Here is a 15,218-nt window from a genome sequence, read left to right as displayed (position 1 = left end):
CGGAATGTGCCGATCCCCGAAGCCGGCCTGGCCGGGATCGCGGCTGGGATCGCGCTCGAGCAGGTCCGCCCGTGGCGGTTGATGCGCCGGCGCTCGGCTGGATGGGCGGCAGTTGGAGCCGGGAGCCTGATCGTTGCTGCCGCCGTGAAAGCTGCCGCACCGACGGAGCTTGCAGAGCCGGACGAGCTGGTGACGACCGGGGTGTACTGCGTGAGCCGTAATCCGATGTACGTCGGCTGCACCCTGCTGCACCTGGGAATCGGCCTTCTCACCCGGTCCGGATGGGTGCTGGCGACGTTGCCGTTGGCCGCCGCGGCGATGCACCGGGACGTAGTTGGTGAGGAACACAGGTTGAGCGAGAAGTTCCCCCACGAATTTCGGCAGTACTGCGAAGCAGTCCGTCGATACCTGTAGGAGCGCCGCCGTGGGAGAGGCGGGGCGGGCTGTAACCCCGTCGCCTTCGGGCTGAGCAGGTTCGAATCCTGTCTCCTGCACGCACAAGGATGCCTTGGGCAATAAACAAGATGAGAAGAGAGGAGGACCGGCCATGGCCGACCTCAGGAACAGGAAGCGAGTGCCCGGCGGTAGGACCGGTGCTCCAGTGAAGCAGGGTCATGCGCTGCGCCGGGTGCACCTTGCCTGTGGGCATGTACAGCGTGACCGGATCGCCCACCGTGGCGATCACGTCTGGTGTGAAGCCGACTGCTCCGACTGGGTCCGCGTCGTCTCGGTCGAGGAGTAGAAGCTGCGGGTACGTCGCCCCCGCAGGCGGCGTACCCGAATCCCCCTGGTGACGGATTTCTCGCCTGGCTCTCCGAAGGCCGGGTTCCTGGTTCGACTCCGGGCAGGGGGACTCAGAGGAAGAGTTTGTCGGGGTTCAGAAGGTTGCCGGGGTCGAAGACGGCCTTGATCTCGCGTTGCAGACGCAAACCCACCGGGCCCAGTTCCTGGGCGAGCCAGTGGCGTTTGAGTTTGCCGATGCCGTGTTCGCCGGTGATCGTGCCGCCCAGCGACAGGCCCAGTTCCATCACGGCGCCGAAGGCTTGCAGGGCTCGGGCCTCGGCGTCGGGGTCGTCGCGGTCGAAGACGACGGTGGGGTGCATGTTGCCGTCACCGACGTGGCCGGGGCAGCAGATCAGTACGTCGTACTTCGTGCCGATCTCGGCGATGCCGCGGAGCAACGCGACCAGCTTCGAGCGCGGTACGGCGACGTCGTCTATGAGAGTGACACCGAGGGGTTCGAGAGCTGCATTGACCAGGCGACGGGCCTCGAGAAGCATCCGGGACTCCTCGGCGTCCGAAGCCTCGGCGACGTCGACGGCGCCATGCTCGGTGCAGATCGCCGCGATGCGCGCCACGTCCTCCGCGGCGCGCCGGCCGCGGTCGGACTGCGCGATCAGCATTGATCCGACGTCGGCGGGGAGTCCCATGTCGCGATAGTCCTGGATGGCCCGCAACGTTGGACGATCCAGGAATTCGAGCAGCGAGGGGCGGAGGCCGGAGGACATGACCGCGGCCGCGGCAGCGATCCCCTCTTCGATGGACAGGAAGGTAGCCGCCGCGGTCAACGAGGCCTCGGGAGCAGGGCGCAGCGCGAGCGTCGCCTCGGTGACAACGCCCAGCGTGCCTTCGGATCCGACGATCAATCGCGTCAGGTCGTACCCGGCGACGCCCTTCGCCGACCGCCGGCCGGTGCGAACGACCTCACCCGACGCGAGCACCACCTCCAGTCCGCGCACGAAGTCCGACGTCACGCCGTACTTCACACAACACAGCCCACCGGCGTTGGTCGCGATGTTGCCACCCACCGTGGACATTTCCCACGACGACGGATCCGGCGGGTAGAAGAGGTCCTTCTCCAGCACGGCCCGGGACAGGTCGGCGTTCACGACACCCGGTTGCACCACGGCGACTTGGTCCTCGACCGAGACCTCCAGGATCTGGTTCATCCGCGCGGTCGACAGCAACAGGCAACCGTCTAACGCGTTCGCCGCACCCGACAACCCGGTCCGGGCTCCCTGCGTCACCACAGGCACACCGAATGACCCGGCAGCCTTCAGAACCTCCGAGACGTCAGCGGTCGACGATGGCCGCACCAGCAGCCGCGGTACGCCGGCCGTACAGAAGGTCGCGTGGTCATTGCGATGACTGTCCAGTACGTCGGGATCGTCGACAACCGCGTTGTCGCCCAGGGCCGAACGCAACCGGGCGACCAGTGGATCAGCAGGCGTCATGCCTCATCCTGTTCGGCCAGCAGCCGCAGGATCAACTCCGCCCGCCGTACGCGTTCCCGCCCGAGCGCCTCCGCCGTCCCGGTGAGATGCGCACCCACCGGATAGATGTTCGGTGCGTTCCGCAGACCCATCTTCAGATAGACCGGCGCCGCGACCCGGACAATCTCCGGTACGTCGTAGAACCGCACATGCCCACCCTGATCGTCAGGAACCTCGATGTACATGTCGATCGGCACCGACGTCACCGATCGGATCTCCGCCAGCACCGGCACCGGCAGGTCGGTCGACACGTTCAGACTCGTCGCCCCCAACCGCTCGTACAACCGAGCAGTCGGGGCATTGGGCAACGGCATCAGCACCGACGTCTTCAGCACCAGGTCCGACGGCAACGACCCGTCGACCTTCAGCTCACCGAGGAGCTCCAATACCCCGATGTCCCCGACCAGCAGGCTCCGCACCCCGAGCTCGACGGCCCGGAACGCATCACAGAGCGACGCCGCAACCATCTCGTTGCCCCGCGCAACACCGCCGACAGCCGCGGAGACCTTGGCCTGACCACCGATGTCCCACGCACCGCGCGGACCGAGGAACAGGCAGACCTCGACTCCGGCCGACGTACCGAGCGAGAGCATCTCCTCGATCTCGCCGTCGGTCAGCATCATCACGCCGCTGCCCTGCGACACCCGGTCGATCCGTACGCCGCGGGTCTTGGCTTCCTCCAGCACCGCGGTCATCACCCGCGGCCCTTCACACGAAGGGATCTCCACCTTGTACGGCGCCCCGTCCGGGAACGTGCGCGCGGACGCGCCGCCCGGGCGGAAACCACGATCGGCCAGCAGTGCGTGTGCCTCGCGAAGGTTCATGCGTCTCTCCAGGGTCCGAGCCGGCCGGCCGCTGTCAGGTCCCGCGCCGGCCCGGTGATCTCCAGGTCGAAGCGGTCACTCACCTCGGTCAGCAGTGCCGGCGTCACCAACAACTCGTTCGGGGACAAGGTGTCCTTGATCCGGGCCAGCCGGAGCTCGGACCAGTCGCGCCGGCCGCACATCGTCGCGGCGGCGAGCACAGTGGCCTCGTCGTCTTCCATCACCATCGGCAACCGGGAGCGGCGGGCTCCCCCGGCGCCGGACGTCAGGGCGTTGACGTAGCTGACCCGGAAGTCCACCTGCTCCAGCAGACGCGCCGGGATGACGTCGGCCAGGCCGAGGCCGGAGGCGTTCCCGTGCGACGCCGGGGTGAGCGAGTGCACGCTGATCGTCGCGATCGACGGCGAGTCGAACTCGGGGATCCCGTGCACCCAGCACCGGCCGATCACGTTCGTGTCCATGCCGGCCCCGGACTTGTCCTTGCCCAGTTCATCGATCACCAACACGTCCAGCTCGTCGAACGGCAGCCGGCCGAGCAACGCGCCCGCTCGTTGCAGCAACGCCTGCTCGGCCACACCAGCGATGCCGTCCGGCTGGAGCAACTCGACCGCGGCGGTCTTCTCCCGTGCGTTCTCCAGGATCGCCAGCCCACCAAGAACTTTGCCCTGCGCAACGACCATGCGGGCGGCCGCCTCGACGTTCCCGCCCAGTGACGGGATGCCGCCGGCGTGCAGCGAGGCCGCACCGACGTGGTTGCCCAAGCCGATCGCGAGAACCTTGGCGATCCCGCTCTCGATCGGGCCACGGAAGTCGGTGTGCGGCTTGACCCGGTTCACCAGGAGTACGCCGTCCGCCTTGGCGGCAATCGCATCGTGGTGGATCTCGGTGCCGTCGGACAGCGTTCCGACGACCACCGTCTCCATGGTCGCCTCGATCGGGCAGCCGACGGATTCCGGCGTGATGCCGAGCCCGGCGAGCATCTCCTTCTGACCGTCCGCGGTCGCGCCGCCGTGCGATCCCATCGCGGGGATGACGAACGGCGCTGCGCCCGCCGACTTCAGCCAGTCGACAGCCGCCTTGACCACGGGGACGAGGTCGTGGATGCCACGGCTGCCCGCGGTCACGGCGATCCGCGCATCAGGGGCGATGCGGGATCGCAGGGGTTCGAGCGCTGCCTGCGCTTCGGCGTACGGATCTGCTGAGGTCGGGACATCCGAGAGCAACCGGCGGATCGGCGTGACCTGCGGGATCACACCCTTCGGCCGGAGCCCCCGGACAGCTTCAAATGGTCCCCAAGACGAAACCCTCGCTTCGGTCGGGGGTTGTTGTGCGGATGCCATCAGTGGCTCTGCCTGGCTACGGCCGAACCGGTTCGGCCGATGAGGAAGTCCAGGTCGCAGCCCTGGTTGGCCTGCGTCACGTGGTCGACGTACAGCCGTGCCCAGCCGCGATCGGTCGGTGGCGCCGGCGGCTGCCAGTCGGCGCGCCGCTTCTCCAGCTCCTCGTCCGGCACGTCCAGATGCAACCGCCTCGCCGGCACGTCCAGCTCGATCCAGTCACCGGTCCGCACCAACGCCAACGGCCCACCAACAGCCGCCTCCGGAGTGACATGCAGTACGACGGTGCCGTACGCCGTACCGCTCATCCGGGCGTCCGAGATGCGCACCATGTCGTCGACACCGATCTCGGCCAGCTTGCGCGGGATCGTCATGTTGCCGACCTCGGGCATCCCCGGGTAGCCCCGCGGGCCGGAGTTCTGCAGCACCAGCACGGTGTCCTCGTCGACGTCGAGATCCGGGTCCTCGACGGCCTTGTCGTACTCCTCGATGCTGCTGAACACCAGTGCCTTACCGCGATGCTGCAACAACCGCTCGGACGCCGCAGACTGCTTGATCACGGCACCGTCCGGCGCGAGATTCCCCTTCAGTACGGCGGTTCCCGCGCCACTGCCCAGCGGATCGCCGACAGGCCGGATCACGGCGGTCGCCGGCTGACCCTCCTGACCACTCCAGTCGGTCCGCTCCGCGTTGGCGACGTTCTCGCCCATGGTCTTGCCGGTCACGGTGATCGCGTCGGCCTTGATCAACGGCAGGATCTCCTTCATCACCGCGGGCAGGCCGCCGGCGTAGTAGAAGTCCTCCATCAGGTACTTGCCGGACGGCTGCAGGTCGACGAGCCACGGCACGCCGCGGGCCCACTCGTCCATGTCGTCCAGCGTCAGGTCGACGCCGACCCGGCCGGCGATCGCGAGCAGGTGGATGACCGCGTTGGTCGAGCCGCCGATCGCCGCGTTCGCGCGGACCGCGTTCGCGAAGGCGTCGCGGGTCAGGATGTCGCTCGGCTTCAGGTCTTCGTGGACCATCTGGACGATCCGCTGACCGGCCTGCTGAGCGATCGAGTAGCGGCGGGAGTCGACCGCGGGGATGGCCGCGGAACCGGTCAGCTGCAGGCCCAGCGCCTCGGCCATGCACGCCATCGTGGACGCCGTACCCATGGTCATGCAGTGTCCGTTGCTGCGGGACATGCCGGACTCGGCCGCCGCGTAGTCGGCCTCGGTCATCCGGCCTGCGTTGCGGTCCTGAGTGAACCGCCAGACCGCCGTACCCGAGCCGATGTCGCAGCCGCGGAATTTACCGTTCAACATGGGACCGCCGGTCACCACCAGGGTGGGCAGGTCGACGCTCGCGGCGCCCATGATCGAGCCCGGTGTGGTCTTGTCGCAGCCGGTCAGCAGGATGGCCCCGTCGATGGGGTTGCCGCGCAGCGACTCCTCGACGTCCATGCTGAGCAGGTTCCGGAACAGCATGGCGGTCGGCCGGAGCATGGTCTCGCCGAGCGACATCACCGGGAACTCGAGCGGGAACCCGCCGGCCTGCCAGACGCCGCGCTTCACCGAGTCGGCCAGCCGGCGCAGGTGCGCGTTGCAGGGGGTGAGCTCGGACCAGGTGTTGCAGATGCCGATCACCGGGCGGCCGTCGAACACCTCGTCGGAGAAGCCCTGCGCACGCATCCAGGACCGGTGGATGAAGCCGTTGCGGTCCTTCTCACCGAACCAGTGGTCGAAACTCCGCCGCCCGATCGGCGCGTCGGGACGCTCCGGCACGCCGGCCGTCCCGGTCTTCTCCGGCGTCGGATCACCGCTGTCCGGCGGCACGGAGGCGTCGCGCGGGTCGCTGGTCGGTGGCAGATCGGTCATCGAGGCACCTCACCTGTAGTCACGGTCCCGTTCACCCGGCGGCTGATGCCGCTCGGGTTCGCATCCTTGAGTACGTCGGGCAGCACCGCGTCCGGCGTGTCCTGGTAGGCAACCGGTCGCTGGAACCGGCGGGCTGCGGTCACGCCGACGCTGGTGTGGATCGAGCCGACGGTCGACGGAAACGGCCCGCCGTGGTGCTGTGCCCACGACACGGCGACACCGGTCGGCCAGCCGTTCCACAGCACCCTTCCGGCCCTTGCCGTCAGCAACGGCAGCAACTCCGCGGCCAAGTAGGTGTCAGACGACTCGGCGTGCAGCGTCGCGGTCAGGTTTCCCTCGAAGGCTTCGACAGCAGCGCGGAGCTCCTCCACGCCGCTGTACTCGACAACGATCGAAACCGGTCCGAAGCACTCCTCGAGGATCTCGTCGCGACGCGCCAGCAACTCGGCGACTGTTGTCTGCAGCAACGTCGCGCTACCGGACGCCCAGACCCGAACACCGTCGACCTTCTGCAGCCGGTCGAGGCCTGAGCCGAAGCCGTCCTTGATGCGGTCGTTCAGCATCGGCGCCTCGGCGACTCCACCGACCGACGACGCCAACTGGTCCTGCAGACCGTGGCCGGCGGGCAGGAAGAGCAGACCCGGCTTCGTGCAGAACTGACCGACGCCGAGGGTGAACGACCCGACGTACCCGGTCGCGATGTCTTTGCCCCGGGCATCGATCGCGGCCTGGGTGACGAAGACCGGGTTCAGGCTGCCGAGCTCACCGTAGAACGGGATCGGCTCCGGCCGGGTGACCGCGATCTCGTGCAGCGCCTTGCCGGCCGGAACCGAGCCGGTGAAGCCGGCCGCCGTGATCCGCGGGTCCTTCAGCGCGGTCACACCAACGTCGAAGCCCTGGATCAGACCGAACGAACCAGCCGGGGCACCGGCCGAGGCCAGCGCCGCGATCATCACGTCGGCGGTCCGCGCGGACAGCTCAGGATGACCGGGGTGTGCCTTGACGATCACCGGACACCCGGCAGCCAAAGCCGAGGCGGTGTCGCCGCCACAGACACTGAAGGCGAACGGGAAGTTGCTGGCGGCAAACACCAGCACCGGTCCGAGCGGCACCAGGACGCGGCGCAGATCCGGCCGCGGCACCGGCTTCGCCTGCGCGTCCGCGGTGTCGATGATGACCTCGAGCAGCGAGCCTTCTTCCAGCACCTCGGCGAACATCCGCAGCTGGCCGGTGCTCCGCGCGACCTCGCCGCGCAGCCGCGCCTCCGGCAGCGACGACTCCCGCATCGCGATCGGTACCAGTTCGTCCGCCGCCGCGTCCAGGGCATCCGCCACCGTGCGGATCCACCCGGCCCGTACGGCGGGCTCCGCGGCGCCCAGCGCCGGTGCGGCAGCCGCGGCGCCGGCCAGCGCCTGCTCGAGCTCGGCGGGGGTGGTGTCCGGGATCATCGCTTCTCCTCCAGGTTCTCGGTCGCCAGGAACGCGAACGGTTCCCGGCCGACGGCCACCGTATTCGTCAGCGTGCCGACCTCGGCGATCGTGATCGTGATGACGTCGCCCTCGGCCAGCGCGAAGTCCAACTCGGGCACGATCCCGGTTCCGGTCGCCAGGATCACACCGTCCGGGAAGTCGTTCGGCACGAACAGTACGTCGATCAGGTCCTGCAGCTCCCGCACCAGCTTCGCGGTGGACGTCGTACCCACGAACACCTCGTCGCCGTCGCGCTCGATGACCAGATCGATGCTCAGGTCCTTCGGGTTCTCGACCTCCCAGGCGGGCCGGATGCCGGCCGCCAGCGAGCAGCCACCGGCGAACAGCTTGGCCTGCGGTACGTACAGCGGGTTCACGCCCTCGATCGACCGCGAGCTCATGTCATTGCACACCGTGAAGCCGACGATCTCGCCGTGGCTGTTGGCGACGACCGCGAGCTCAGGCTCGGGTACATCGTGACCCGAGTCCACGCGGATGCCGACCGGTTCACCGTCGGCCACCACGCGCCAAGCCGGGGCCTTCTGGAAGAGCTCCGGCCGATCGGCCGTGTAGACCTTGTCGTACACGGACTGCTCGGTGCTCTCCTCCATCCGCGCACCACGGGACCGCTCGTAGGTGACGCCCGCACACCAGACCTCACCCCGCCCGTCGAGAGGCGGCAGGAACTTCAGGCCGTCGACCGGGACCGGCTCCCCGAGCTTGGCGACCGCTGTCTTCAGGTCGTCGAGCGGGAGCCGCAGCAACTCCGCGAAGCTGCCGACGCCTTCGACGGGCGCCACGGTGTCATCGGTACGCACACCGACAACGGGCCGACCGTCCGGGGACTGGTAACGGACCACATGCATAGAGATGCCTTTCACATCGAGGTGCCGAGGAGACCGCGGGTGATCTGGAAGCCGACGTTGCCTGACGCAACCGCCTTCGGAACGAACTGCCGGCTCGCCACCGCCGCGATGGTGTCGAGACCGATCCGGGCCTGGTCCACGGCGTTGCCGGTGGCCACCGCGTCGAGGTCGTCGCCGTACTTCGCCACCGTCTCGGGATCGTTGCTGAACTCAACGACCGGGACGAAGCGCTGTGCGGACAAGGTGCCGCCGGCAACGTGCGCGAGGATCTGCTGGACGCCGGACGCGCCGAAACCGGTCGCCGTCTCCATCCAGTCCGTGCCAGGCATCCGCATCACGTGCCACCCCCGCGCCGCGAACCGCTGCCCGTGCGCGATGGTCGGCCCCACGGCCGCGTCCGAGCCGAACGCCGTACGACGGAAGCCGTCGTGCGCGAGCAGTCCGCCTCGGGACGAGAGGACAACGGATCCACCAGAGCCGACGATGTCGCGACCGACCAACGCCAGCGCCTCAGCGGTCTCGGCGGTCAGCGGGCCACGCGCCTCCAGCCCGATGGTGAGTTCGCCGAGGGTCCCGGCGTGCTCGACCGGAGCGTCCAGGTCGAAGCTGTTGAACCAGTCGCGCACCTTCGCGCCGACCGCGTCCAGGCCACCGTCGGCCTGGATGCTCGCCCAACCGAAGCGGGACGGGTCCGCGCCGGCTTCGACCAGGCGCGACCGGAAGTAGTCGTTGTGGGTCTTCTCGCAGCCGTGCTCGAGCAGGAGCGCGATCCGCGTGTTGGGGTGGAGCAGGTAGCCGAGCATCGTGCGCGCGAACGTCTCCTCGGAGGCGCCGCCACTGCTGCCGCAGCCCTCGGTGTGCGGCAGCGCGACCATCCGCGTGACCGCGTCGCCGGCCCACTTCTCCAGTTCACCTTGCGCCGCGAGCCGCAGCGCGATCTGCCCCGAGCACAGGCTGGTCGGCAGGATCAGCCCCACGGCCTCCGGCACCAGCCGGTCGTCAACCTGCAACAGCCGTACGGCAGCCCGGGCGTTGGAGCCAAGACCCGCCAGCGGAAGACCGTCCAGCGGAGCGTCGCGGTCCTCGGCCGGCAGGTCGAGGAGCTTGCGGCTCATCCGGCCGTCGGTGGTGATCGAGATGCCTTCGCGCGGACCGCTCTGCTTCCAGTTCCGCCAGATCGACACCTGGCTGTGGCCGGCCCGCTCCCCCGCGCTCGGCTCGCCGGACGCGACCCGGACGGTCAGGTCGAAGGTGTCCGCGGTCAGCTCGGCCATCGGCGTACCGGTGAGGTAGCGGCCGGCGTCCACGTCCATCTCGGCGTGCAGACGCTCGTACCGGTCGTGGGTGGTGACGAACTTCAGCGTGGGCACGAACGGGAAGTTCGTGATCGAGCCGTTCCCGGTGGTGAAGAAGATCAGGTTGCAGCCGCTGCCGATCTGGCCCGCGACCGACTCGAGGTCGTTGCCGGGGCTGTCCATGAAGATGTAGCCGTTGCCGGGCAGCGGTTCGCCGTAGTCGATCACGTGGTCCAGCCGCACCTCGCGCGGCAACTTCCGCGCCGCGCCGATCGACTTGAGGACGATGTTGTAGAGGCCGCGGTACACGTTGCCGCCGGACGGGTTGCCCTCCGCGGTGTGACCGTGCCAGCCGACGCGTTCCTTGAACGAGCGAATGGTGGCGAGGAACCGCCGCGCGGTCGCGAGGTCGCGGACGTTCTTCAGCACATAGGGTTCCGCGCCGATCAGCTCGTCGGTCTCCGCGAGTACGGCGGCGCCGCCGTGCTTGATCACCTCCGCACCGACGAGACCGGCCAGCGGATTGGCCGAGATACCCGAGAACGCGTCGGATCCACCGCATTGCAAAGCGATCTTGAGGTCGGCGAGCGGGACCTCCTCGCGCTGCTGGGCGTCCACGACCGGCAGCCACGGCTCGACCAGCGCGCCGGCTTCGGTGAGGTCGTGCTCGAAGCCGGCCCTGCGGGTGAAGTACGCGTACGGGACCTTGATCGACGGATAGTCGTGCTCCGCCATGAAGTCCTTGATCGCCTGGCCGGACACCACGTCGTCCTCGGTGTCGACGATCAGTACGGCGCCGACGTTCGGATTCAGGGTGAAGCCGGCCAGCGTCGCGAGCAGGAAATGCAGGTTGTTCGGGACCTCGTCCTCGCCGCCCTCGGTGTGAGCGACGGGTACGACGCCGTCCCCGGCAGCCGCGCCGTCGAAGCGACGGGCGAGCTCGGTGACGAACCCGCTGCTGCGGGAACTGGTCGCCATCACAACGACGTGGTTGCGTGTGCCGGCCGGGCCCTGCTCGCGGGGGTAGCCGAGGAACGTTCCGGGCTGCTCGACACTGGTCACCTGCGCGCCGAAGTTCAGTGCGGACTCGTCCAGCTCGTACGGGTCGAGCGGCTCGTTGGTGGCCGAAGGCTCGTCCGGAAGGCCCTCGACCCCGCGGGCGGTGACTGCCGCGAGGCTGGTCGGCGTACACACGTAGTCGCCGGGGACCAGGTCGCGGGACGCGCGGGCGAACGGGGTATTCCAGGAGGTCAGCGCCTCACCGGGAGCCACTGGAGCGACTACGAAGCGGTGCCCCTCGAGCACGGTGTGTGGCAGCGTGACCACAGCGTCGCCGAGCTCGATCTGCGTCCCGGCTTCGAGCCGGCGGGAGGCGATTGCAACGTTGTCCCCCGGCTCGGGCAGGACTCCGACCTGTTCGAACCTCACCATTCGTTTTCTGCCTTCCCGTAGCTAGCCCGGGTCGAATCGTGCATGATGCATGATTACAGTGCCACCCTGCCGAAGACGACCGGCCGGGTCAAGACCGCGACCAGGATCCGGAGAGAGCCGATGACGGAACCCACCCTCGGGACCGTGGCGCCGCAGGACCGGCGGCTGCTCCGGCGGCAGATGCTCGCCGACGACGTGTACGAGGCCATCAAGACGATGCTGATGGACCACGTCATCCGGCCCGGCGCGCGGATCTCGATCGACGGGCTGGCGCGGGAGTTCCAGGTGTCGTCGACGCCGGTGCGGGAGGCGCTGGCGCGGCTGGAGTCGGAGGGGTTGGCGGTCAAGGAACCGCTCAAGGGATACCGCGCGACGCCGCTGCTCACGCTGGAGGAGTTCGACGACCTGTACCGGTTCCGGCTACTGCTGGAGCCGTGGGCGGCACGGCGGGCGGCCGAGCTGATCGACGACCACGGGCGTGACCGGCTGCGGACCGAGCTGGCGAACGCGGTCGAGCCGACGTCGGTCGACTACGCCGGCTACAAGTCGCTGACCGCGCACGACAACCGTTTCCACTCGCTGATCGCGGGGCTGTCCGGCAGCGAGCAGGTCCGGCTCGCGTTCGAGCGCACCCACTGCCACCTGCACATCTTCCGCCTCCACTACGACCGCGACATCGGCCCCGAGGTCCTCACCGAACACCGCACGCTGGTCGAAACCATCGCATCCGGCGACCCCGCCGCCGCCGAGTACGCGATGACCCAACACATCGAAAACTCGATGACGCTCCGGCTGCGCAAGATCTACGAGTGACCCGCCGTCCCTTCCCCCTGGCTGACCAGGTCCCGCCGGAGCTGTCGTCGTACATCCTCGACTTCCACTGGGACCTCTCGCTCCTCCACCAGCTGGAACTACCGACCCTTCGCGTTCCGGTTTGTGAGCTCGCCGGGCATCTCGACCTCCCCTTCTGGGCGTACGACGGCCGGCCGTTTCAGGTCACGCCGTACCAGGTCGCGGGTGATCCGATGCTGTATCGCGAGCAGTACGAACGGACGATGGCGGCCGACCTGAGTCACCCGCTGGACGTCGTACGCCGACCGGACGGACGGGTCACGATCCTCGACGGGATTCATCGGCTGTTGCGGGCCGAACTCGAGGGGCAGACGGCGGTCGACGTCCGTGTGCTGCCGTGGGAATTGGTGGATCGGATCGCGGTTCGAGACTGAGGGTTTGCGGTGATGGGGTTGGGGCACGGCGGGGGGATGGATGCTGTGGAACTTCCTGCTCCGCGGCCTGTTCTGTGGCCGTTGCGGCCGACGGAGTCGGCGCGGGTGTCGACGTCTCCGGACGGTGGGCGGACCGTCGTCACGATCCGGCACGCGCCGCTCGACCAGGTGACGCCGGAGATGCTCGCCTGGTGGTACGGCCACGTGCCCGGGACGATGCGGTACGCCGGTGCCACCTGGCCGCGGTACCTCGTCTGGCACCCGTTGGACCACATCTCGTACGAGCTGACGACCCCCGGCCAGGTGGTCGCTCCCGGCGCCCGGCTGCACATCAAGGAGGCGCTGGGCCGTGACCTCGCCAACCTGATCGATCTCCAGGTCACCGTCGAGACGGTCGACCAGCAGTTCGCGATCATCTCCAAACGCATCCTCGGTACGTCGATCGTCCGGCTCGAGAACGAGTTCGAGCCGTACCACGGCGGCAGCCGCTACACGACCCGCCTCACGCTGGGCGACACCACGGTGCTGGGCGGCCTGTTCCTCAACAGCGTGGCGCACACCCGCGCGTTCCCCGCCCCCAAGCTCGCGGCCTGGATCCGTCACCACATCGAGGAGATCGGCAACCTGGAGAACTTCCTCCCCGACCTCGTCCGCCACCGCGCCGACCACGAACCGTGACCAACCGGCGTTACTCCAGCGGGGCGCCGCCGTAGGAGATCTCGTTGCCCTCGGGGTCGTAGTACGTGACGTGGCGTACGCCGTTCTCGTAGGTCTCGCGTTGCGCGGGTTCGATGCCGCGCTCGGAGATCGCCTGGATCCGGGCCTCGAAGTCCTCGACGAAGAGGGTGTGCTGAGCGTGGCCGGCGTGCTCGGGAACGACCTCGATGTAGAGGAACTGGTGGTCGCCGACCTCCCAGACCGCCTCGATGTCGTTCGGCAGAAAGCTCGGCGGCGCCCCCAGCAGCTTCGTGTACCAATCGACCGCGGCCGCGTAGTCGCTGACCGAGATCCCCGCGAACAAGTCCAGAGCCATACCGGATCCTACTGGCAGAGGAGGGCGGACGCCGGGCACTCACCAACCGGTGCGGGTGGTCAACGCGCCCGCTCAAATCACCCGACGTCCGCCACCGGAGGTGGCTTTGGTGAGTGCTGCAGGTCCGTCACAAGCAGCCGATAGTCCGTGGGCTCGGCGAACGGAGCTCCCGCGGCAGCACACGAGGGCTCGCCCACTCGTGTGCTCCCGAAGAAGCTCCGCGAGAAGCACGCCGGGAGGTGGGTAAGAGCGCCCGATGCGGTCGCGACGGAGGAGCGGGTACGGGAGCACCCAGGGGCTCGTGCTCCCGGGATGCTCAGGCCGGAGCGTCTCCGTGGTCGGGGATCTCGAGTTGTACGCCGCCCTGCAGAGCCGACTGGTGGGCGTAGATGCCGGGGAGGGTGTAGCGGGCGGCGACCCAGGCGTTGACGGGTGGGAGGGTCTTGTCGGCGACCGCGCGGACGAAGTCGTCGGCGAGGAAGTGGTGTGACCCCTCGTGGCCGTTGTGCATGCCGTCGAACTCGGCGGGCAGCCGGCTCCGGTCGTGCACCGGCGACAGACCGGACCGGAACGCGTCCCGCAGTGCCGGGTCGACGTTCGCCAGGTCGGCGTCGTCCATCGAGCTGCTCGGCTTCGTCTCCATCAGCTGGCTGATGTCCTCGACACCCTCCTTGGTCTGCCAGACCGTGGTGGTGGCGAGTTGCTCGAAGCTGCCCTCGGTGCCGAACACCCGCAGCCGCGACTCACGGATGTGCGACGGGTAGCCGACGCGGCGCATCTCGTTCGTCCGCATCACTCCGCCGTCGGCCAGCTTGAACAGCGCAGTGGCGTTGCTGAAGTCGTTGTCGAACTGGCTGACGTCCTTGTCGAAGACGCCGTCGCCGCGGTCGTCCTTCACACCGATGCAGGACACGTGCGTGGCGTGCTGGCCGGTCACCGAGAGAACGTTGCCGACGGCATGCGTCGGGTAGAGCATGGGCGGGAACGACGCGGTCTTCTTCCACTCCTCGCCGCCGCTGTACTGGTACGCCGCGTAGAAGCCGAGGTCCATGTCGTGGACGTAGTCGCCCTCGGAGTAGAAGACCCGGCCGAACTCACCGGCGGCGAGCTTGTTCCGGCAGTAGACCGACGACGGGTAGTAGAAGCTGGTCTCGCCCATCATGTAGGTCAGGCCGGTCTCCTTGACCAGCTCGATGATGCGGGCGATCTGGTCCGCCTCGATCGCCATCGGGACGGTCGAGTAGACGTGCTTGCCGGCCTCCAGCGCGCGGATCGCCATCTCACCGTGCAGCCACCGCTGGGTGAAGATCGCCACCGCGTCCACGTCGGAGGCGAGCATCTCCTCGAACGACTGGTAGGTGATCGAGATGCCCTGCGTGGCCGCCATCTCGGCGGTCCGTTCCGGCAGTACGTCGGTCAGTCGCACGTCGGACACGTCCGGGTGCGCGGACCACAGCCGCAGGAACGAAGGGGCGAACTGGCCGGCGCCGACCACACCGATGCTGAATCCCATGCGGATAGGCAATCACACATTTTTCTTCCACGGAAGAACAAATTCAGACGTTGGAACGTGTGACGCGGGCCACGCACCCCCGACTCGCCGGG

The 15,218-nt window shown here is 68.4% G+C and carries 13 protein-coding genes and 1 tRNA gene; 5 read left to right on the top strand and 9 right to left on the bottom strand.

The genetic code is table 11. The annotated features are described in order from the left end of the window. Positions 1 to 6: 6 nt before the first annotated feature. Entirely contained in the window at positions 7 to 414 is a 408-nt protein-coding gene (locus tag AB0I34_RS16125; protein WP_360445624.1) for a methyltransferase, read from the top strand. Next, positions 411 to 494 (top strand) — tRNA-Tyr (locus tag AB0I34_RS16120). Before AB0I34_RS16125 ends, AB0I34_RS16120 begins: the two co-directional genes overlap by 4 nt. Positions 495 to 854: 360 nt before the next feature. Here the strand turns inward: AB0I34_RS16120 and AB0I34_RS16115 are convergent. From AB0I34_RS16115 to AB0I34_RS16085, 7 genes are all read right to left on the bottom strand, one after another. After that, on the bottom strand, positions 855 to 2,234 hold the full coding sequence (locus tag AB0I34_RS16115) for an FAD-linked oxidase C-terminal domain-containing protein (RefSeq protein ID WP_360445622.1): 1,380 nt from the start codon (positions 2,232 to 2,234) through the stop codon (positions 855 to 857). Beyond that, positions 2,231 to 3,097, bottom strand: coding sequence for a U32 family peptidase (locus AB0I34_RS16110; protein ID WP_360445620.1), 867 nt, complete (start codon positions 3,095 to 3,097; stop codon positions 2,231 to 2,233). Before AB0I34_RS16110 ends, AB0I34_RS16115 begins: the two co-directional genes overlap by 4 nt. Beyond that, entirely contained in the window at positions 3,094 to 4,350 is a 1,257-nt protein-coding gene (locus tag AB0I34_RS16105; protein ID WP_360445618.1) for a DUF2088 domain-containing protein, read from the bottom strand. The genes AB0I34_RS16110 and AB0I34_RS16105 overlap by 4 nt, the downstream gene beginning before the upstream one ends. Before the next feature lie 86 nt (positions 4,351 to 4,436). Beyond that, positions 4,437 to 6,293, bottom strand: coding sequence for an IlvD/Edd family dehydratase (locus tag AB0I34_RS16100; protein WP_360445616.1), 1,857 nt, complete (start codon positions 6,291 to 6,293; stop codon positions 4,437 to 4,439). Continuing rightward, a complete protein-coding gene (locus AB0I34_RS16095; RefSeq protein WP_360445614.1) occupies positions 6,290 to 7,741 on the bottom strand; it encodes an aldehyde dehydrogenase (NADP(+)) in 1,452 nt (483 codons plus the stop codon). The genes AB0I34_RS16100 and AB0I34_RS16095 overlap by 4 nt, the downstream gene beginning before the upstream one ends. Continuing rightward, positions 7,738 to 8,628: a fumarylacetoacetate hydrolase family protein gene (locus AB0I34_RS16090; RefSeq protein WP_360445612.1), complete on the bottom strand. Its 891-nt coding sequence runs from the start codon at positions 8,626 to 8,628 to the stop codon at positions 7,738 to 7,740. Before AB0I34_RS16090 ends, AB0I34_RS16095 begins: the two co-directional genes overlap by 4 nt. Positions 8,629 to 8,639: 11 nt before the next feature. Further along, positions 8,640 to 11,354, bottom strand: a complete 2,715-nt coding sequence (locus AB0I34_RS16085) for a UxaA family hydrolase (RefSeq protein WP_360445610.1) — start codon at positions 11,352 to 11,354, stop codon at positions 8,640 to 8,642. Between the two features lie 120 nt (positions 11,355 to 11,474). On the opposite strand from AB0I34_RS16085, the gene AB0I34_RS16080 reads away from it, so the two are divergent. The 3 genes from AB0I34_RS16080 to AB0I34_RS16070 are packed head-to-tail and all read left to right on the top strand — an operon-like array spanning position 11,475 to position 13,258. Continuing rightward, positions 11,475 to 12,167: a GntR family transcriptional regulator gene (locus AB0I34_RS16080; protein ID WP_360445608.1), complete on the top strand. Its 693-nt coding sequence runs from the start codon at positions 11,475 to 11,477 to the stop codon at positions 12,165 to 12,167. Beyond that, complete coding sequence (locus AB0I34_RS16075; protein ID WP_360445606.1) at positions 12,164 to 12,580, top strand: hypothetical protein; 417 nt, start codon at positions 12,164 to 12,166, stop codon at positions 12,578 to 12,580. Before AB0I34_RS16080 ends, AB0I34_RS16075 begins: the two co-directional genes overlap by 4 nt. Before the next feature lie 45 nt (positions 12,581 to 12,625). Then, the gene (locus AB0I34_RS16070; protein WP_360445604.1) at positions 12,626 to 13,258 is read left to right on the top strand and encodes a hypothetical protein; all 633 of its coding nucleotides are present in this window, start codon (positions 12,626 to 12,628) and stop codon (positions 13,256 to 13,258) included. Between the two features lie 10 nt (positions 13,259 to 13,268). Here the strand turns inward: AB0I34_RS16070 and AB0I34_RS16065 are convergent, their stop codons facing one another. Continuing rightward, complete coding sequence (locus tag AB0I34_RS16065) at positions 13,269 to 13,613, bottom strand: VOC family protein (protein ID WP_360445602.1); 345 nt, start codon at positions 13,611 to 13,613, stop codon at positions 13,269 to 13,271. A gap of 316 nt (positions 13,614 to 13,929) precedes the next feature. Continuing rightward, positions 13,930 to 15,126 carry a Gfo/Idh/MocA family oxidoreductase gene (locus AB0I34_RS16060; protein ID WP_360445600.1) on the bottom strand — a complete coding sequence of 399 codons (1,197 nt, stop codon included), beginning with the start codon at positions 15,124 to 15,126 and terminating at the stop codon, positions 13,930 to 13,932. Between the last annotated feature and the right edge of the window lie 92 nt (positions 15,127 to 15,218).

The organism is Kribbella sp. NPDC050281 (genome assembly GCF_040655855.1).
Lineage (GTDB): Bacteria > Actinomycetota > Actinomycetes > Propionibacteriales > Kribbellaceae > Kribbella.
The sequence above is the reverse complement of the archived record's forward strand: the minus strand, read 5'-3'. Positions and strand labels throughout refer to the sequence as shown.